21 protein-coding genes are annotated in these 19,563 nt (G+C 31.7%); 1 reads left to right on the top strand and 20 read right to left on the bottom strand.

Going from position 1 to position 19,563, the window contains the following annotated elements; genetic code table 11:
• The 10 genes from HALSAC_RS14920 to HALSAC_RS0103490 form a co-directional block, all read right to left on the bottom strand.
• Positions 1–304: helix-turn-helix domain-containing protein (locus HALSAC_RS14920; RefSeq protein ID WP_035571241.1), on the bottom strand; the 304-nt coding region annotated here is incomplete at its 3' end.
• A 381-nt stretch (positions 305–685) separates the two neighbouring features.
• Complete coding sequence (locus HALSAC_RS0103440; RefSeq protein ID WP_027339085.1) at positions 686–904, bottom strand: tautomerase family protein; 219 nt, start codon at positions 902–904, stop codon at positions 686–688.
• A 295-nt stretch (positions 905–1,199) separates the two neighbouring features.
• Positions 1,200–2,837, bottom strand: a complete 1,638-nt coding sequence (locus HALSAC_RS16295; protein ID WP_051412060.1) for a methyl-accepting chemotaxis protein — start codon at positions 2,835–2,837, stop codon at positions 1,200–1,202.
• Between the two features lie 640 nt (positions 2,838–3,477).
• Positions 3,478–4,080: a hypothetical protein gene (locus HALSAC_RS16300; protein ID WP_027339087.1), complete on the bottom strand. Its 603-nt coding sequence runs from the start codon at positions 4,078–4,080 to the stop codon at positions 3,478–3,480.
• 15 nt (positions 4,081–4,095) lie between these two features.
• Positions 4,096–4,245, bottom strand: coding sequence for a hypothetical protein (locus HALSAC_RS17015; protein WP_156924137.1), 150 nt, complete (start codon positions 4,243–4,245; stop codon positions 4,096–4,098).
• On the bottom strand, positions 4,232–4,660 hold the full coding sequence (locus HALSAC_RS16305; RefSeq protein ID WP_027339088.1) for a GTP-binding protein: 429 nt from the start codon (positions 4,658–4,660) through the stop codon (positions 4,232–4,234). The genes HALSAC_RS17015 and HALSAC_RS16305 overlap by 14 nt, the downstream gene beginning before the upstream one ends.
• A 37-nt stretch (positions 4,661–4,697) precedes the next feature.
• A complete protein-coding gene (locus HALSAC_RS14935; protein WP_035571385.1) occupies positions 4,698–5,330 on the bottom strand; it encodes a GTP pyrophosphokinase in 633 nt (210 codons plus the stop codon).
• Positions 5,331–5,541: 211 nt separating this feature from the next.
• Complete coding sequence (locus HALSAC_RS0103480; protein WP_027339089.1) at positions 5,542–6,279, bottom strand: hypothetical protein; 738 nt, start codon at positions 6,277–6,279, stop codon at positions 5,542–5,544.
• A gap of 159 nt (positions 6,280–6,438) precedes the next feature.
• Positions 6,439–7,836 carry an asparagine--tRNA ligase gene (gene asnS / locus HALSAC_RS0103485; RefSeq protein ID WP_027339090.1) on the bottom strand — a complete coding sequence of 466 codons (1,398 nt, stop codon included), beginning with the start codon at positions 7,834–7,836 and terminating at the stop codon, positions 6,439–6,441.
• A gap of 164 nt (positions 7,837–8,000) precedes the next feature.
• Complete coding sequence (locus HALSAC_RS0103490) at positions 8,001–8,573, bottom strand: hypothetical protein (protein ID WP_027339091.1); 573 nt, start codon at positions 8,571–8,573, stop codon at positions 8,001–8,003.
• A gap of 179 nt (positions 8,574–8,752) precedes the next feature.
• Between HALSAC_RS0103490 and HALSAC_RS0103495 the strand changes: the two genes are divergently transcribed.
• A complete protein-coding gene (locus tag HALSAC_RS0103495; RefSeq protein WP_027339092.1) occupies positions 8,753–9,433 on the top strand; it encodes a hypothetical protein in 681 nt (226 codons plus the stop codon).
• Between the two features lie 57 nt (positions 9,434–9,490).
• Here the strand turns inward: HALSAC_RS0103495 and HALSAC_RS16310 are convergent, their stop codons facing one another.
• The 10 genes from HALSAC_RS16310 to HALSAC_RS14945 form a co-directional block, all read right to left on the bottom strand.
• The gene (locus HALSAC_RS16310; protein ID WP_051412061.1) at positions 9,491–11,407 is read right to left on the bottom strand and encodes a sensor histidine kinase; all 1,917 of its coding nucleotides are present in this window, start codon (positions 11,405–11,407) and stop codon (positions 9,491–9,493) included.
• Between the two features lie 371 nt (positions 11,408–11,778).
• Entirely contained in the window at positions 11,779–13,335 is a 1,557-nt protein-coding gene (locus tag HALSAC_RS0103505; protein WP_027339093.1) for a proton-conducting transporter transmembrane domain-containing protein, read from the bottom strand.
• 4 nt (positions 13,336–13,339) lie between these two features.
• Positions 13,340–14,812, bottom strand: a complete 1,473-nt coding sequence (locus HALSAC_RS0103510) for a complex I subunit 5 family protein (protein WP_027339094.1) — start codon at positions 14,810–14,812, stop codon at positions 13,340–13,342.
• A gap of 361 nt (positions 14,813–15,173) precedes the next feature.
• Entirely contained in the window at positions 15,174–15,509 is a 336-nt protein-coding gene (locus HALSAC_RS0103515) for a sodium:proton antiporter (protein WP_027339095.1), read from the bottom strand.
• A 1-nt stretch (position 15,510) separates the two neighbouring features.
• Positions 15,511–16,200 (bottom strand): hydrogen gas-evolving membrane-bound hydrogenase subunit E, encoded by a 690-nt coding sequence (gene mbhE, locus HALSAC_RS0103520; protein WP_027339096.1) that lies wholly within the window; start codon positions 16,198–16,200, stop codon positions 15,511–15,513.
• On the bottom strand, positions 16,197–16,436 hold the full coding sequence (locus HALSAC_RS0103525; RefSeq protein WP_027339097.1) for a Na(+)/H(+) antiporter subunit B: 240 nt from the start codon (positions 16,434–16,436) through the stop codon (positions 16,197–16,199). The genes mbhE and HALSAC_RS0103525 overlap by 4 nt, the downstream gene beginning before the upstream one ends.
• Before the next feature lies 1 nt (position 16,437).
• On the bottom strand, positions 16,438–16,791 hold the full coding sequence (gene mnhG / locus HALSAC_RS0103530; protein WP_245579422.1) for a monovalent cation/H(+) antiporter subunit G: 354 nt from the start codon (positions 16,789–16,791) through the stop codon (positions 16,438–16,440).
• Complete coding sequence (locus HALSAC_RS0103535) at positions 16,763–17,023, bottom strand: MrpF/PhaF family protein (protein ID WP_027339099.1); 261 nt, start codon at positions 17,021–17,023, stop codon at positions 16,763–16,765. The genes mnhG and HALSAC_RS0103535 overlap by 29 nt, the downstream gene beginning before the upstream one ends.
• Entirely contained in the window at positions 17,020–17,523 is a 504-nt protein-coding gene (locus tag HALSAC_RS0103540) for a Na+/H+ antiporter subunit E (RefSeq protein ID WP_027339100.1), read from the bottom strand. The genes HALSAC_RS0103535 and HALSAC_RS0103540 overlap by 4 nt, the downstream gene beginning before the upstream one ends.
• Positions 17,524–18,001: 478 nt before the next feature.
• Entirely contained in the window at positions 18,002–19,558 is a 1,557-nt protein-coding gene (locus HALSAC_RS14945; protein ID WP_051412062.1) for a proton-conducting transporter transmembrane domain-containing protein, read from the bottom strand.
• Positions 19,559–19,563: the final 5 nt, after the last annotated feature.

A 19,563-nucleotide genomic window follows, 5' to 3' on the forward strand; every position in this document is an offset into this window, starting at 1 on the left:
ACTCAACTAACCTGTGATCTTTACCTATTTTTATTTTAGCTCCTTTAGCTGTAGCATTTTGATCATATACCTTTTGAGCCTTTAATGCATCATATTCTATTCTAATTGTATAGTCCCAATTTAATAGCTCTATTTTGCCTTTTTTAACCTCTCTGCTTATTGTAGTTCTATGTCTACCTAACTCTTGTGCAATCTCTTTGGGAGACTTGTTTTGTTGATTATACAAGTGTTCTATTACTTTTCTATCTTCCCATTTTAAGTGTTCACCTTTGTTCTCATTTGTGTTATAATTATCTTGGCACATATCAATACCTCACTTTATGTTATTTGTGGTTATTTAACATTATATATGAGGTATTCATATGTGTCATTTATTTTTTGCACTATCCGTGCATTTAATTATACAATGTTCCTTCACATCCAGGGCCAACATCTATCAGTCCTACCTCCATTCATCCTCTTAAATATGATATAGCTAACCTGCTGGTTTAGGCGAAGTGAACCTAGAACTCTAACTCCACTTTTTAGCTAGACTTATTTAAAATTGACCCTTTATAAGACACTAAATTACTTGATTTACCTATTTATAAACGGAAATGAATATAATTTATACAATTAACCTTCAAAAACAATTAATTTCTACACTTATCCTATTTCTGTTACTTTGATATTTTAATTATTTTACCTATTCACTTCCTTCCAAATAACAAGCATTTCCAAACTTCAAAGAATGAATTTCTCCCCCTGTTGCCCAGTTGTCCCTTGAATATTCATCAAATACCACAGTAACCCATTCAGGTTTCACATCAAGAATTCTACTTGCTTCTTTTGTTATAACATCTACAAATTCTTGTTTTTCTTCTAATGTTCTTCCTTTAGCCATTTTCACATTAATATATGGCATAAGAATTACCTCCTAAGTTCTCAATTTTCAACTGCCTTTTATGATTCTTAAGTAATCTTTAGGCCTTAATCAGATCTTAGTCTTCGCCAAGCCTTAAGTCTTTAAAAATTTACAACTATTAAGCTTCAATTCTCAAATGTATTGCTTAAAAATGTTCAAGAATATCGCTCATATCTTCCGTTTTAAGATATACATCCTTAATAAATTAAATTCTTAGTTAATGATAAGCCATAATAAATTATTAATTGAATCAAATAATACCTCATAAGTTTAAGATTCTTTAAATACAATTTAGTTAAACCTTCTTATATTTAAATTGTTTTACTAAACTTTGTAATTCTTGAGCCATATCTGATAACTTTTCTGATGAAGTAGTAAGCTCATTAGACATCTTCTTTATATCATCTGTTGAATTTACTATTTCATCACTATTTTGTGCTAAATCATTAGTTGTATTAGCAGTCTGCTCTATTTGAATTGAAGTTTCTCGAACTGAATCTTTAATTTCTTCAAAAACGCTCCCTGTTTGTTTTGCTATTTCTTGTCCATCTTTAGCTTTTCTCACTACCTCTTTAACTTTTTCTATTGCTTTTCTAGATTGTTTTTGAGTTTGGGTAATTAAATTAGAAATTTCATCTGATGCATTAGTAGTTTCACTTGCCAACTGCCTTATTTCTTCTGCTACAACTGCAAAACCTTGACCTGCTTCTCCTGCTCTAGCTGCTTCAATAGCTGCATTTAAAGCTAATAAATTAGTTTGTTCTGCTATACCAGTAATTAATTCAACTATTTGTCCTATTTGTTCTGAATTTTCACCTAATTTATTAATTACACCTACAGTTTCATCTATTGTTCTATTAATTTTTTTAATACTATCTAATGTATGTTCAACATTTTGGCTGCCTTTATTAGTTTTTGAATTAGCTTCTTGAGAAAAACTTGCTACCTCCTGAGAACTAGCGGAAATTTGTTGGATACCTGCTGACATATTCTCAATTAACCCAATAGCTGTTTCTATACTCGTATTACCTTGTTCAGCTAATAATAGCAATTCTTTACTAAAGGATGATACCTCTTCTGTAGAGCTGCTAATAACACTTAAAACATCTTCCTTGTTTGAAATTATACTCTGAACTGCCTTTGTTAACACTTCATAAACACCTGATTTTTCGTTTAACAACTCTTCTAATCGATTCCGATTAGAGATATTAGAAGAAACTTTATATAATAGAACATCTTCTGATATGTTCTTGGTGGCTATCCTTATATCTACCCCTACAACTCCTATTGCTTTTTTTCGGCTTATAATTGGTAGTGAAATTGTAGTCATTAAGTCGTTATTAAATGGGCAAATATAAGGCTCTATTACAGTTATCTTTTTTTCTTGCATAGGGCGAGTATAAAATTTTTCATTTACCCCAGCATCAATCCCTCCATCTATCTCTTTAGTATCTATTAAGTTAATTTCTTCCTCTAAATTCCGACAATAAGAAAAAAACCTCCCAGTCTCATCATGATTAACTTTATTTCTATACATATCATCTTTATTATCAAAAGCATTAGGTTCCCACATAGTCCAAACACCTAGAATATAATCTTCTCCTCTTTCTCTTAGTGTGTTTTTTAATAAATCATCTATTGTTTTCCTATCTTTACCTTTGGCTTTGATTTTTTTAACTTTATTAAGGACATCTTTTCCAATTTCTAGTCCAGACTCTAAAACATAATAATCTTTTTTCATTTCAGTTCCGTATTTTAAATATTGAATCAATAATTCCATATAAGCTTTATTATTTTTTGACTTAATAACTTGAAATCCAAATAAAGATACAAGCCCAATAATTCCTGTAGTGAATAGGATTAAATTAGACCTCACAATAAAAATAAATATAGAAATCACTAAAAAAATAAGTGATTTAATTAAATAATTCATTTTTATTCCCCCTTCATATTTTACTTATAATATAATACCGATATTTTAGTTAGTTTTGAAAACAATAAATATATTTTGATATTACAACTTATCTTAAACTCTTTTTTCTTCAGATCACACGATTTATTTGCTCCCAAACCTCTTAATAACATTAAAACCAACCATATATCCCTCCTTCAAAGCTTCCTAAGTTATACTGATACCTCTTTAATATCATAACTCTCCTAGCCCTTTATAAGAACTTTTAAAAAACATTTCACTCTAAAACTATATATTATATTATGAAATATTATTATAGTTATTTTTATTTTTCATCTATTCTCAACCAAAATCCACTTACCAAACCTTGATTATCATCTTTTGTTTACCTATTTTAAAGTTAATATATAAAACCCATCATAATTAGCTCTTATAAAAATATATAAGCCAAGATCTGCCTTAACATTACATTTTATAATGAAATTTATACAAAAAAATACAGCGCTATTATGTATTTCTACACTAAAAATTATATTCCTTCGATATTTTGTAAATATAAAGTTAATTCTCTTTTCAAATAAATTAAACTGACCAACGCCCACTTTCAATATATATTATTTTACTATTTCACAATGTACCTTCTGCTCTACCTCATACCAAGCTACTGTATAACCTTGACCTTTAGTACTTCTAATTGGATTGGCCCTATTATCTGAACCTGAATCTCCTGTAGCTCTTCTTCCCAGCTAACACTTAAGGAGGGATCTTCATCATTTAAAATTTTAAATGATGAAGATCCCTCCTTAACATTTGTTGTAGAGCCAAAGATAACCTTCGACCTTAGAGTAGGTATGCTATTGTAAGATAAACTTTGAACCTCCCCACCCAATCCTAAACCAGCCTTGGTCTTAGAGAGACCCATAACTCCAACCAGTTGACCCGCCTGAGCAGATTCTACTGCTTGATATTTCTCTCTGGTATAAATCCTAAGCCCAGTGATCTTCTCACTAACCTCCTCTTCTCCTGATAGATAAGTAAGCTCATCTCTAACATTAACCTTGCCATCCAGCACCTTCATAAATGAGGTCCTATTGCCTTGTTTATCATGACCAATCTTATATATTCTAGCTTTAAATTCTTGGTCACTATAATCTGTTTCTGTCAGAAAGTGAAGGTTATCAAGAAATTCAATTATCCCTTCATCATATAAGGCTGACCCACTAGAAGCTAAATACAATCTATTCTCCTTGATCATCTCTTTCATCTTATTTAGCCAAATTTATTTGTTGTACTCTCCTTCTAGATAACTCTCTAAGAGCTTATCATCTCTTTCAGCCACAAACTTTATAACTTCTTCAGTTAAACCTTCTTCTAAAGAAGTAAGTAGCAGACAGATATCTTGGGCCAAATCAACTCTAATCTCTTCCATTACCCTCTCTATCTGCCCCAACTCTATCTGTTTTATTGATAAAAAAGAAGGATGGAATTTGATGCTTCTTTAGTAATTCCCAAACTGTCTCTGTATGGCCCTGCACCTCTTCTACAGCACTGACGATTATAATTGCATAATCCATAACCATAATAGCCCTCTCCATCTCAGGTGAAAAATCAATATGACCAAGGGTATCTATTAGATAATAAGTATCTCCTCTATGCTTCATAAGGGTCTGATCTGAGAATATGGTTATACCCCTTTGCCTCTCTATCTGATGGGTATCCAAATAAGATCTCTGATGATCTACCCGACCAAGGTCTCTAATTGTATCTGTATGATATAAAAGCCCTTCTGAATAGGTATTTTTATCTGCATCAACATAGGCTATGACTCCAATTGTTTTGTTCATTGCTATGCCTTCTGGTAATTACAGAATATAATTAATTTTATAATTCTTTCTTATGTTTTTTCAGTTCATCACGTATTCTTACAAATTCTATATCTGCTATCTCTAAGAGCCCCGCCAATCTAGAGAATTTCCTTCTTATCTCTCTGGGAACTGCTTCTTCACTCTTATACCCTAAATCATGTTCTATCTCTGCCCAAGCATGCTGTAAGATTGAAGATATTTGTATCTCAACCTTATAATCTTTAAATTTCTTATTTTCTGCCAACTTTAATCGATGAGGAGATAATTTTAAAATATAATGAAGAGATAGATATCCAAACCTATCTGGCTCTAATAAGTTACGTTTATCTACAGAATTACCATAATCGATCTCAAACTCTCTCTTTATAATTTTAGCCACTTTATCAACCTCATCTTCAAAAAAAGTGATTATTCTCACCCCAGAAAGATCAGTAATATCAGATAGGTTATTATATTCTTCTTCAGATTCTTTAAGTTTATTTTTCAGGCTTGATTTCTCTTTTGCTCTGGAATTGATAGAATGAATATTTATATTGCTTCCCTCTAGTAACTCTTCTATTAATTTTTTTGTTTTCTCAGTAAAGAGTTCATAAAGGCCATATTTTTCATCATATTCATTGAGAATAGCTTTAATCTTATCTTCTTCCATCTTATACCCCTCCTAAATTGAAATATACCGCTTAGATAATAGAAAACTATTATATTCCCTATTGAATAGACTGATATAAACCGATAGGTTTGAATGTGCTTATGTAAGTTCTATATTCTGTGCAATCAAATCCACTTTTATAAATTTCGACAGACTACTTTAAAAACCCTTTAATATTCAAAAGAGGAGAATCTAATCCTTTCTTACTATTTTATAAATCAAAACCTGCTTCTAAAAGAAGTCTCTCTTCTAACTCTTCATCTTCATAATCTTCATTCAACTTGCAATAAACATAAGCCATAGCTAACCCTGTCACTGGTACAGTCACAAGTAAACCTAGCAACAAAACAAGAGCACCAACTATATTAATAAGTAATATCACTATCATAAATAAAAATAGTTCTCCTTTAATCTCTTCTGTAACCTCTGCACTCCTCTCTAAAGCTTCAAGTGGCCCTAGCTCTTGATCTACAATAAAATAGTCAACAAAAAAGAATTTTATAGCTAAAATAATACCAATAATAACTCCAAGAACCACTCCAAAGAAGAAAATAAGATCAGAAACAAATAAAATAGATATAATTATGGGAGTCACGACTCCAATAGCTACTATTAATCCATACAATAATATCCCTACAAAGTATTTAAAAAATAGATGATAATTTCTAAAGAGCTCCATTACCTCTAGCCTATCCCCTTCTCCTCTTGCCAAAGTTATTAATATCTTTAAATATCCAATCTCGACCATATATATTACAAATAAATGCAATAAATTAACTATCAAAAATAAACCTACATTACTTATTAACATCGCCTCAATAAAGAACTCGGGAATAATAATAATTAAGAGGTTAATTATAAATACCCCTATTAGAAATCCCCAATTTTCTTTAAAGAGCTTCCAACCAAAGCTTATTGCCCCATCTACATAAAATTTAACTTCGCTCAACAATAAAACCTCCTAATAAGTTATATAATTATATTTATAAACCTCTTACAATATATAACTTACAGCTCTTTATTGTGACAAAATTATTATCTTAATATACCAAAATAAGGGCCAACGATATCGTTGGCCCTTAACTCTAAAACTCTTCTCTTATACTATTTAAAATTTTGCATTACCTGGGGTTCTTGGGAAAGGTATTACGTCACGAATATTAGATATACCTGAGATATACATCAATATTCTTTCAAAACCTAAACCAAATCCAGAATGTGGTACAGTACCATACTTTCTTAGATCTAAAAACCACTCATACTTATCAAGATCCATACCTTCCTCTTTCATAATATCAACTAAAACATCATAGCGTTCTTCTCTTTGACTTCCACCAACAATCTCTCCAATACCTGGAACTAAACAATCAACTGCTCTAACAGTCTTTTTATCATCATTTAATCTCATATAAAAGGCTTTAATATCCTTTGGATAATCGGTTACCATTACTGGTTTATTAAAGTGCTCTTCAGTTAGGTATCTTTCATGTTCAGTCTGTAGATCAATTCCCCACTGGACAGGATATTCAAAATTCTTATCAGCTTCTTTTAGTATATCTATAGCTTCAGTATAAGTAATCCTACCAAAATCAGAGTCTATAATCTCCTTTAATTTAGATATCCTATCATCATCAGCAATCCATTTATTAAAGAAAGCCATCTCCTCTTCACACTCTTTTAAAGCATACTTAAAGAGATACTTTAAGAAATCCTCCATAACCTCCATACTCTCTTCTAAATTACAAAAAGCCATCTCTGGTTCAATCATCCAAAACTCAGCTGCATGACGAGTTGTATTAGAATTTTCAGCCCGAAAAGTTGGACCAAAAGTATAAACATCTCCTAAAGCAGAAGCCAAAACCTCACCTTCTAATTGACCACTTACTGTTAATCCTGTCTCCTCACCAAAGAAATCTTGGCTGAAATCTAGTTGGCCCTTATCATCTACTGGAATATCCTTTAAATCAAAATTTGTAACTCTAAAGATCTCTCCTGCACCTTCAGTATCATTAGCCGTAATTATCGGTGTATGTATATAATTAAAGCCTCTTTCTTGAAAGAACTTATGTACACCATAGGATAATTTACTTCTGAAACGATTCATTACCCCAAAGGTATTTGTTCTAGGCCTTAAGTGAGCAATTTCACGTAAATACTCAAAGGAATGTCTCTTCTTCTGCAATTCATAATCAGAAGGGCAGTCACCTATTAACTCAATCTCTTCAGCTTTCATCTCTACACTTTGCTCTCTACCCTTTACCTCTTCTAAATAACCCGTGATTCTTAAGCTGCTCCCAGTATTAATCTCCTCTAAGACTTCAAATCTTTGTGGCTTTAAAATCACTACCTGCAGATTCTCAAGGGTGCTTCCATCATTGATCTCAATAAAAGCTATATTCTTTGACACCCGCTTAGTTCTTACCCAACCCAAAACAAGTACATCATTGTAATCACTTAAACTTCCTCTTAAAACATCATTTACTTTAGTTTTCTTGAAATAATCCATCTGCTAAACAACCTCCTCAACATTATCAATAAATAAAACTAAGATAACACTTTGCTAATAATCAAATAATCAATAAATGCTAAATAATGGACAATAAATTTTAAGAATTTACTGATTACCCATTACTATTTTCTCATCACTAAAGCTTTATCTATATTATAAACTTAAAAATCTATCTTTATTCCATAAAAGAAACCTCTAGCTGTACCATAGTCTTTACTATCACTAGCTACTACTTTGTAACCTATTACACCTTCTATCCCTTCACTTATCTCACCACTAACTCCTAATTCACCCATAAGCAATATAGATGAGTCATATACAAGGTCACTATTAAAATAAATCACCTTATCATCTAAGTCATTCTCAATAACAAACCCTCCTTTAACACCTGCGTTAGAGGAATCAAAGATATTTCCACTTACACCACCAATCTTAAAAGCATAATTAAAAACTTCGCCAGTCTTCTGCATACCTTCTGGAATAAATTGATATTCAATCTCAGCAATTCCTCGCCCATTTCCCCCATAGGGCAAAATAAGGTTTACACCATAAGCTGAATACTCATCAAGACCATATCCTAAGTTTAAATTGATAAACTCACCTCTATTAGAAGAAAAGTTTGTCAACTTAAGCCTATATACATCCTCGCCTAAATTTAAAGTTGATGCAAAAGCATTACCGGTCCATAGTATTATAACAAGTATGAGAATAATTATTCTTTCTATCCTTTTCATAACTCACTCCTTCCATAACTATTATACCATATATTAATATATATTCTCGCTTGTAATTAATTTTCCTTCATAAAAATAATCTCTAAATTTTTTATGAAAGAAAAGAAGGATATCCCTATTAACTTATAGAATAGTGTGATATAGACTTAACTTTTTATCTAAGAGAGAGGGGATAAGATATGAAAAAGAGATTAATATTAATTTTAACTATAGGACTGATATTACTTACTACTAGTAGCTCTTATGCTACCTTTACAACAGGAACCGGCAGACATACCTTTAAAATAGAAAATTTCAATGCAGATCCAAACCTTAGACTACAATCATTTTTAGTAGGTTTTGGACTAAACAACAGATCTTCTATTAATATCCAGATAACAAGCGAAAATCTCTCCTCTTCTGGAGAAAGACAAGAGATGAGTTTTATAATCCCCAGTTATACAAACTATGATCAAAACAACTTTTACTTAACTGGGCCAATTATAGATATAAACGCACAATACATACCTACTCATAAACTCTTTGTTAATCCTCATTCTCTTAACGCCTTGCAATTAGGTGTGAAAGTTTATAGAGGAGAAGTCATTAACCCTAATAGTGGAAGTATAGAGGAATACCTGGATAAATTCTACCTATCTGCTGCTTTCTTAAGTAGATCACGCTTTGAAAATAGAAATCTATTTTCAAAGGTAGAATTAGGTTTTGACCCTAGGGAAGATGGTGGATTTATCTTCGATGGAGAAGTTGGAATGGAATTTAACCTTTTTGATAACTTTCGAGGTAAAATAGCTTATAGAAATGTCGGATCTTTTATCGACTCTAAGCAAGGTGCTTCTTTTAGTGTTAGAGTTCACTATTAAAATAATAAAGTGCTTATAAGCTAGCTAGCTTATAAGCACTTTATTATTTTACAATAATCAATAGACATCAGAAAATTCAAGACTAACATTATTAATTAAATTACTAATATTATAACCCTTCTTATTTTCTTCATCTACTTTTTCTGTAGTCACAGGTAAAGTAATAATAAACCTACTTCCTTCTCCTACTTCACTTTCAACCTCAATTTTTCCTCTATGTAGCTCTACTAAAAGCTTAACAATAGAAAGACCTATTCCACTACCTTCACTTCTTCTTCTAAAAGATTTATCAATTTGAGTAAAGCGATCAAAAATAATTTCTTGTTTCTCCTTAGCAATCCCAACACCTGTATCCTCTACTATTATAATTACCTCTTCTTCTGAAACAGAAGATAATTTTACAAAAATATCATCACCTTCATCAGTAAATTTAACAGCATTAGATAGTAAGTTTAAAATAATCCTCTCTAAAATAAAAGGATCAAAGGTCATAACCTTTTTATCAATGTTACTATAAAATTTTATATTCCTTGATTTCCAATCCATATATTTCTTTACAGATTCAGTTATCTTGCTTAAAAGAGCAACAATATCATGATCAGAGAGATTCAAAGTAAACCCATTGGTATTTATCTTAGTAATATCAATAAGGTTATTAGTAAGTCTCAATAATCTATATCCATTCTGCCTAATTATATCCGTATAACCTTTTACTTTCTTATATTTTTCATCATCCAAATTATTTTTATTATTTAAATCTAAAATTTGCAAAGAAGAAAATATCAAGTTCAAAGGAGTCTTTAGTTCATGTGACATATTTGCCAAAAACTCTAACTTTAATTTATTATATTCTAATTTCTCTTCTAATAAGATCTGTTCAGTTACATCTACTCCAAAAGCTAATAATCCTTCATACTCTGCCTCTTCACTCTTCAGTATAGAGACTTGCCAGACCACCCTCTTCTCTTTACAGTCTTTAGTAAGTACTTTGCTTTCAAAATAATTTCTTACTTTCATTTTACCATCAATAACCTTATTGAATTTTTCTTTAATCTTTTTCCTACCTTCTCCTCTATAGAGAACATCAAAGATATTATTACCAACTATATCTTCTTTGTTGTAACCTAAGATTTTAGAACCTCTATTATTAATCAAAATAGCATTTCCCTCATTATTTATAACTAAGAATATTAGATCACCGATATCAAGGCTTTGTAGAGCAGTAAGCATTAAATTTAAAGGCTTTTTTACTTCATAAGATACCTCAACAAAAGCATCTAATTCCTTTTTATTACTCTTTAGCTCCTCCTCTAAAAGATACTGCTTGGTAATGTCTGTACCCAAGCTCACCGTCCCCTCACTAGATCCATCTTCATCTATCATTAGGGCATTGTGCCAAAGTATCCTTCTCTCTTCACCATCCTTATTTATCAATATATTCTCTGTAGTCTTTGTTAGTATTAAATTTTCTGATAAACTACTAAAATCTTTATCCATAACTTGACTATATATTTTCTTTAAACCAACTCTATCTTCTTTCTTTATAAAATTATCAAACCAATTCTTGCCTATTACCTCTTCTCGATTATATCCTAAAAAATCACACCCTCTTTTATTAATCGATTTTACTCTCTGCTCAGTATCTAGTACAACAAAGATAACATCTGCTATATCCAAGTAATTTGCTATATAGCTTTGTTCAAGCTCTTCTTTAACACTATTAACCTTAACTCTCAAATCACTCTTTCTTACTAACAACTCTTTTGTTCTATTATTAACCTTTTCAATTTTAACCAATAATATAAAGACTAAAACTACTAGTATAATAATAGTTATTTCCATCCACCACTCAAACAGTAAATAGTTAATAGAATCATTAAACCCAAATTCTAAATTAACATAACTATAAGTTAACAACATTACATAAATTGAAATAACATTAATTATTAGAGTAATAATTATTTTAAATTTCATATTTTTCCCCTTCCTAAAATAACTACTTTGTTCAAATTTATTTAATTACAGTTATTAGGTATTCGTCATATTATTAAGAAAACCTCTATTTTTTTATCATTTCAATCAAATTTCTACTTGTTTTTCAAAATTAAATTTTATATAAACTATTATATTAAATTACTTTCTTTGAGCTCTTATTAAGAAATTAATAATTCAAAAGATAAAACCTCCTTTTAAAAGGAGGTTTTACCACTAGATTCACACAACCCAGGTGAGCAATTACAGGCTATGTGCTTCATCACTCTTTTTACTCTATTAAATTTCAAATCAAATCTTAATATTTTTCATATTTAATAAGGTTTATATTATAAAATAAATTAAAAAGTACTTTATAAGAGCAAATTAATCCATAAAAGAATCAAAGTTGAAAAAATCCAAAGAAAATATCTAGAAAGATTCCCATTGTGGGTAGCAGTTAATAACCTACCAGCATTATTAAAAACTCTACCAAATAAAGAGTAAAAATCCAAACTTTTCTCTTCATAATCCTTAGGCTCAATAATATCATGGGCCAACTTAAAGATAAGTAAAGCCCATAAAGTAGGCTGCAAACCTTCCCAAATATAAGCCAAACTATAATAATCAACTCCCAACTCTAAGCCATAAATAAGCTCTATAGCCCTTGGCCAAAGACCTATCACTATAATTGGAAAGACAAAAAGAAACATAGCCCCCTTCATATAAAGAGTTGGTGTTTTCTCCATCTCAACCTCTCTATCTCCAAAGAAACAAAAGTAAATAACTTTTATAAGAGATAAAGAAGTAGCAATTCCAGTTATATATAAGACCCAAACCAAGAGGTGACTCTCTAAAGCACTCTTTATCACTACCTTGCTTAAATAACCGTTAAAAAAAGGAAGACCCATAATACCAAAAGCTCCAATTATACAACAAAAAGCAGTAAAAGGTAACTGTTTAGCTAATCCTCCTAATTCAACTAAGTCCTCTTTCTTAGTTGAATAAATCACAATTCCAATTGTCATAAATAAAATACTTTTATATAAGACCCCATTAAAAAGGTGAAAAATACCACCTTGAGAACCTAAATAATTTGTACTAGTTATTCCAATAATCATATATCCAATTTGACTTATGAGATGATAAGAAAATATCTTTCTAACATTAGTAGTTCTTAAAGCAAAAAAAGCAGCTATCAAAGCCGAAAAAGCCCCAAAATAAGAAAGATAACTTATACCACCTAAGAATTTATATATTCCATATACTCCTACCTTAGTAGTATAAATAGAAAGTAATAAGGTTATATAAAAAGGAACATTAATATAATTTTGTGGCAACCATGTATGAAGCCCAATAAAAGCAGCTTTAATTCCCACCCCTAAGATAAAGAAAGGAATCCCAAATTCTATATTCTCCAAAATTATACTCCCGCTCCCACTATATTGCATAAAGATACCCCAAAGCAAGCTTACCCCACCTACCAAATGCATAATAAAGTAGTAATAGCTCGTCTTTGCAGTAAACTCCTTATTCCTATTAAAGATCAGAAAGTAAGATGATATAGTCATCATCTCCCAAAAGATATAAAAAGAGAAGAGGTCACCAACAAAGAGAATTGAAATAGAACTTCCTATATACAGATAAGCCAATAAGTAATAGCTTCTAGGGGCCAACTTCAAAGAATAGAGGTTATTAACCAAGGCAGCAAAAGCAAAGATTACCCCAACTAACCTACTAATATTATCTACCTCTAATAATATCAATTCAAAGTCTAAGAAAGGAAGGGTAATTACCATCCCCTCACTTAAAGTAAAGACGCTTATTAGAACAAGGATAGATAAAAAGATTGAAAATAACCTTCTAGCTCCTTCCTTAAAGAAGAAGATTGGTATCGCCGCAAATAGATATAAGAAACCTGGATTCAACATTTAACTACCCTCCTAAAAATACACTGATATAATTTTGACTATCTAATAATAATGCAGGAGCCCTCTCCACTAAATAAAGAGGATATTGGGGAAATAGTCCCAATAAAATACAAAAGAAAGCCAAGATAAGAGCTGGTATCTCCAACTGCCAAGCTACCCTCTTTTTAGCCCACCCTTCTTTTGGGTTAGAGTATAGCATTATAAATACCTTTAGATAATATGTTAAGGATATTAGACTCCCTACAGGGATCATAAAAGCAGCCAACAGGTACCCTCCTTCAATTGCCCCTTCAATAATCAACCACTTACTGATAAAACCGTTAAAAGGTGGAAGACCTACAATAGCCAAAGATCCAATTACAAAAATTACACCTGCTCTAGGAACTAAAAAGCCTAAGCCCTTAAGATCTTTAATTTTATGAGCATTAAAATAATAGATGAAGATTCCTAAAGCCAAAAAAAGTGCACCCTTCATAATACTATGGTTAATAATATGATAAATAGCACCTACTATTCCTTTATGGCTTAATACACCAAAGCCTACTACTATATAACCAATCTGGGCTATACTTGAATAACCTAATAACCTCTTTATATTATCTTGCTGATAAGCCATTGTATGAGCTATCAGGAAGGTAAAGACCCCCCAATAGATAAGTATAGCCTCCAGACCAATATCCCTTAATAGATCTACTCCATATAATGTATATACTATTCTCATCAAAGCATATAAGAATGATTTGATAACTAAAGCAGAAGACAATAGGTTAAAAGGAGCAGGCGCCTTAGGATATGAATCAGGTAACCAAGTATGCAAAGGAATTAAAGCAAATTTTGTACCAAAACCTACTATCATCAAAACTAGAATACTAATTATAGTAAATTGATCTAACTCCCCGAAACTAAGAGCTATCTGGGCCAAATTTAAAGTTCCTAAGGATAAATAGATAGTTATTATCCCTAACAAAAGAAACAAACCACTAAAGGATCCTATCATTAAATACCTAAAGGCCCCCTCTATACTCTCATCCTCCTTCTTAATAGCAACTAAAGAGTACGAGGCTATAGACGTAACCTCAAAGAATACATAAAGGTTAAATAAATCCCCAGTCAGAACCATCCCCATAGTTCCTGTTACCAATAAGAAGGATAAGATATAATACTTTAGTATATTCTCCTTAATATATTTAATCGAATAAATAATAGCCAAAAATGATAAAATAGATATTATACTAGCCATTATTGCAGCAAAGGAATCCATAATTAAAACAATTCCTATAGATGAATCCCACCCTCCTAAATTGTATCCAATCGGTTCAACAAAAGCCTGAGCGGCTACTATAATCGTCAAAACAAGATGTAATAAACTACTTCCTATAATCACCGGAAGCATAAATCTTTCACAAAAATAACTTATTACCCCCAAAGAAAAAGCCGTAAACAAGGGTAATACAATCAACAAAACCAACAAATCCATCTACTTCCCTCCTTTTCTTAAAAATCTATTATATAGTAATAAAGTACAACTTTAGAAGTTGGGTGGTTAGTTAGATGGGAGTTAGTTAAGAACTTTAAAAATATAAAGATCAAAGGCCTAGACGCAGACCAAGTTCTGACAAGAGCCGACAAAGTCCAGACAAAGACCAGAAAATTAAAAATAATAAGGTTTAATCAGATCTTAGTCATCTTTTGTCAAAGATTTTGTCTGCGTCAATTATTTTGGATTTTGATATATTGACTTTACTCACACTCACTACTTACCACATATTACTTGACACAAAAGTGCTACTTTATTACTATTTAGTTGTACTTTATATGGCAAAAAATAATTTTCTTCTCTATCCTCTCAGCCGTCTAATCTCATTTATATCCACTGTCCCATATCTCTTATGTAACTTAATAATTAAAGCTAACATCAGTGCCGTCATACTTGCTCCAATAACGATTGCCGTTAAAGCTAAAGCTTGGGGGATTGGATCTACAACTATGGTATAATCTCCATCTAAAATAGGTGCTGTTCCACCCTCCCTATAACCTAAGAGGACTAAAAGAATTATTAAAGCCGATTCAGCAATATTAAAGCCCATAACTACTTTGATTAGATTACTTTGGGTCAAGATTATATATAGACCCTGACAGAATAAGATTATAACTATCAAATAAGCAAATTTCACTTTATTCCTCCTTTATCATACAGTTAAAGATAATTGCCAACCCAGCACCAACCTTTATACCAGTAGCTAAGTTTAATAATGAAATCGTTCCACCACTAAATAAGTCACCTGGCTTACCTAAAGAAAAGAGGGCTTGCCCATTGGCTAAAAAATTAGATCCAGCCAATATGCCAATTAGGCCAATAAAGATAAAAGTCATCCCCCCAAAGCTCTCCATCAATGTTTTAGTCTTATAACGCCATCTCTTCTCTGAATAATCTGGGCCAAAGGTTATGGTCAAAAGAATTGAAATAGTAGCTATCACAACCCCTCCAGTAAATCCACCTCCAGGTGAGAGATGACCATAAAGTATCAAATATAGACCCAACACTCCTAAAAAAGGCAAAATAAAGGATATGGTCTGATAAACGGCAACACTGAAGGTAGCAGCCAACATTGTAGCCCGCTTTTTAGGTACAAGAAAGGCTATTGCTGAAGCAACACCAAAGATAACAGTCGCTTCTCCTAAGGTATCAAAACCACGATAATCAAATAAGATAGCAGTTACTAAATTGATAGCCCCTGTCTCTTCAACCCCACTTTGGAGATAATGATCACTTAAACTTCTATCAATAACTTGATGGTTTAAGAGCAATACTGAAAGCAAAGAGGCAAAGATTAAGATTAAGATCAAAGGAAATATCTTTTTCATTCTACCCCCTCCGTCTTATTAATAGTTATCACAAAAAAACCTGTAGTAATACCAGCAGCAATTACTGCTTCGGCCAAAGCCACATCAGGGGCCTGAAATATAACAAATACAATAACTAAAACAGCGCTAAAGATAGATAGTATTATTAAGCAACTCAATAAATCATCACTAAAGATTACAGCAAAGGCTGCAACTACAAGAAAAGAGAGTAATATGTATAATATAAGCTCTATCATCCTAGTATCCCTCCTCTAAATCGTCCCTTAAAAGCCCTTTAGGTTTAAGACCAAAATAATAGGCTGCTCTGGCAATAGCATGGCTGGTTACAGGGTTTGTTATTATCAGAAATAATATTATTATACTTAACTTTAAAGAAATCCGATTGATCCCCTCAAAACAAATGATCCCTAATAATATTGAAACCCCACCTCCTGTCAAGGACTTAGACCCTGCATGTAAGCGGGTATAAAAGTCTGGAAATCTAACCATAGCAATCCCGGTAATAATAAAGAAAAAGGTTCCAATAAATAAGAAGAAATACCCTAAAATCTCTAATAAGTTATTAATCGCTAACCTCCCCCTTCTTTCCAAAATATTTGGCCATTATCAATAAATCTACAAAGAGGAGTAAACCATAAACCAAAGCCACATCTATAAATATCTCCCTTTCAAAATGGATGCTCAATAAAACCAATATAATCAAAAACATTATCCCCATAGAATCAGCAGCTGCAATCCGATCAAAGACTGTTGGCCCTTTTAAAACTCTATAAAAGGAGAGTAATGCCGATATAATTATAGCCAATATTATATATAGTATCATTTAAATATCCTCCTTATTATAGCTTCAATTGGCCCAAATATCTCCTCTTTTAATTCCTCCCCCTCTAACTCCTCCATATCTATCCAGTGAATATAATAATCCTGCTCCTTAGTATCTAGATCTATGGTTAAGGTTCCAGGGGTTAGAGTTATACTATTTGCTAATAAAGTCATAGACATTATCTTAGTCTTCCAATTAAAGTCACTTGAAACTTTAATAATCCCCGTTTTTAAAGGTAGTTTTGGGTGCAAAGTTAGATAAGCTACCCGACAACTTGATACAAAGGCTTCCACAATTAAAAAAAGTAGATAAATAATTATAAATACCGACCTTATTATAATTATCCATGCAGTTACATTAGTTGCTTTAGATTTAATTACAAAGGTTAAAAGCAAAGATACAATTACACCTACAAACAATGAACTTATTGCTAAATCTCCTGATATAATCAACCAACTAATAAAAAATAAAACAAAAGTAAATATCTCTTCTTTTCTCATCTCTCCCCTCCTTAATAGTTTTTAATACTAACTTATTGCTAAAACTTCTCTAATAATCCACAAAAACCTTCTTTTAAAATTATATTCACCAATATCTTAACATACTAACATTACATAAAGATTAATGAATACTTAAAGAAGGATTAAATAAGATTAAAAAGGATTAACAGTAATAAAGCAAAGCTTTATTACTAGTGATGTGTAATCAGTAATGAGTGACCAGTACAACCCTAAAAACTTAACTCATTTCCCATTACTCATTACTCATTACTAATTACTCATTACTCATTACTCATTACCCATTACTCATTACCCATTACTCATTACCCATTACCCATTACCCATTACTCATTACTCATTACTCATTACTCATTACTCATTACTCATTACCCATTACTCATTACTCATTACTCATTACCCATTATAATATAAAAAGAACAGCTAGCCATAGGGCCAACTGTTCTTTTTATATTATCCATTATATAGAAATTTTAATCCAAAAGATGACTAGAGTTGCTACCATCCAAAGGATATACCGACTTAAATCACCATTTTGGACTTGACTAAATAAATTAGCCAAATAATCTAATCCACCCTTAACCCTTGGATAGAAGTCTCTATCAACTTCTGGGTGAGGGTGAGGTTCTATAATATCATGGGCCAACTTGAAGATAATCAAAGCCAATAAAATAGGTTGAAGACTGGCCCAAATATAACTTAAAGAAAAGTAACTTACACTTTTAGCACCTAAATCAAAGAATCCTTCTGCTAACTGAGGCATAATTCCAATAATAATCATTACAAAGGAGACCATCCCCATAGCGATTAACATAGATCTTTTAGGCTTACGTTTAATCTCAACATTACCCTTATCTCTAAAGAAACCAAAGTACATTACCTTCATAAAGGAAAGTGAGGTTCCTATCCCAGCTATAAATAACCCCCAAATTAGAATAGGATCACTAGTACCACTTTTAATCAAAAGCTTACTTATATGACCATTAAGAAAAGGAAATCCAGCAATACCTAAAGACGCAATCACACCATAGAGGGATGTTAAAGGCAACTTCTTAGCCAAGCCTCCTAAATCAACCAGATCTTCCTTATCAGTAACATAAATAACCGTTCCAATCACCATAAATAACAGACCCTTATATAAAACATTATTAACCAAGTGCAGTATTCCACCTGCTACCCCCAAAGAGGACCTCACTCCAATTCCAACAATCATATAACCGATCTGACTGACAATATGGTAAGAGAGGAGCTTACGAACCTCAGTCTGCTTAAGAGCAAAAAGAACACCAATTATAGCAGTTATAACCCCACCATAAGCAAGAAACTCTTCTCCTAATAGACGGTACATACCATAGACACCTACTTTGGTAGTATAAGCAGATAAAGCAACACTAGTAATAAAAGACACATTAGCATAGTTTTGTGGCAACCAGGTATGGAGACCAATAAAAGCCAACTTAATCCCTACAGCCAAGATAAAGAAGGGTAATCCATACTCAACTGTAGTAAGGAGTATACTTCCTGTATTAACATACTGCAACAATATCCCCCAAAGAAGACTGACCGCTCCTACCATATGCATAGTAAAGTAATAATAACTTGTTTGGCCTGTAATAGGCTTAGTCTTATCAAAGATTAAAAAGTAAGAACTGATAGTCATTAACTCCCAAAAGATATAAAAGGAGAAGAAATCTCCTACAAATAAAAGAGTCAAAGAACTACCAATATATATATAAGTTAAAAAAGAGTATCTCTTATCAGTCAACAAGAAGGAGTAGACTATAGCAGCTAAAGCAAAGAAAGCAAAGACCAAGCCAATAAGCCTACTTACATCATTAACACTCAAAAGAATAATTTCAAAATCTAAAAATGAGAATGTTAACCCTTCACCTAAAGGCAAGGTCCAAACCATTACTAAAGCAATTAAGGAGATTAATATAGATAAAAGATCCCTCAACCTTCCTTTGATAAAGTATAATATCCCAGCACCTAATAGATAAATCATTCCTGGATTCAAGGTTC

Origin of the sequence: Halonatronum saccharophilum DSM 13868 (assembly GCF_000517025.1) — a bacterium.
Taxonomy (GTDB): domain Bacteria; phylum Bacillota; class Halanaerobiia; order Halobacteroidales; family Halobacteroidaceae; genus Halonatronum; species Halonatronum saccharophilum.

Coding starts and splice junctions, on each gene's coding strand:
- HALSAC_RS0103440 (WP_027339085.1), bottom strand. CDS start 904: ATGCCATATATTAATGTGAAAATGGCTAAAGGAAGAACATTAGAAGAA.
- HALSAC_RS16295 (WP_051412060.1), bottom strand. CDS start 2,837: ATGAATTATTTAATTAAATCACTTATTTTTTTAGTGATTTCTATATTT.
- HALSAC_RS16300 (WP_027339087.1), bottom strand. CDS start 4,080: ATGAAAGAGATGATCAAGGAGAATAGATTGTATTTAGCTTCTAGTGGG.
- HALSAC_RS17015 (WP_156924137.1), bottom strand. CDS start 4,245: ATGGAAGAGATTAGAGTTGATTTGGCCCAAGATATCTGTCTGCTACTT.
- HALSAC_RS16305 (WP_027339088.1), bottom strand. CDS start 4,660: ATGAACAAAACAATTGGAGTCATAGCCTATGTTGATGCAGATAAAAAT.
- HALSAC_RS14935 (WP_035571385.1), bottom strand. CDS start 5,330: ATGGAAGAAGATAAGATTAAAGCTATTCTCAATGAATATGATGAAAAA.
- asnS (WP_027339090.1), bottom strand. CDS start 7,836: ATGGATTATTTCAAGAAAACTAAAGTAAATGATGTTTTAAGAGGAAGT.
- HALSAC_RS0103490 (WP_027339091.1), bottom strand. CDS start 8,573: ATGAAAAGGATAGAAAGAATAATTATTCTCATACTTGTTATAATACTA.
- HALSAC_RS0103495 (WP_027339092.1), top strand. CDS start 8,753: ATGAAAAAGAGATTAATATTAATTTTAACTATAGGACTGATATTACTT.
- HALSAC_RS16310 (WP_051412061.1), bottom strand. CDS start 11,407: ATGAAATTTAAAATAATTATTACTCTAATAATTAATGTTATTTCAATT.
- HALSAC_RS0103505 (WP_027339093.1), bottom strand. CDS start 13,335: ATGTTGAATCCAGGTTTCTTATATCTATTTGCGGCGATACCAATCTTC.
- HALSAC_RS0103510 (WP_027339094.1), bottom strand. CDS start 14,812: ATGGATTTGTTGGTTTTGTTGATTGTATTACCCTTGTTTACGGCTTTT.
- mbhE (WP_027339096.1), bottom strand. CDS start 16,200: ATGAAAAAGATATTTCCTTTGATCTTAATCTTAATCTTTGCCTCTTTG.
- HALSAC_RS0103525 (WP_027339097.1), bottom strand. CDS start 16,436: ATGATAGAGCTTATATTATACATATTACTCTCTTTTCTTGTAGTTGCA.
- HALSAC_RS0103535 (WP_027339099.1), bottom strand. CDS start 17,023: ATGATACTATATATAATATTGGCTATAATTATATCGGCATTACTCTCC.
- HALSAC_RS0103540 (WP_027339100.1), bottom strand. CDS start 17,523: ATGAGAAAAGAAGAGATATTTACTTTTGTTTTATTTTTTATTAGTTGG.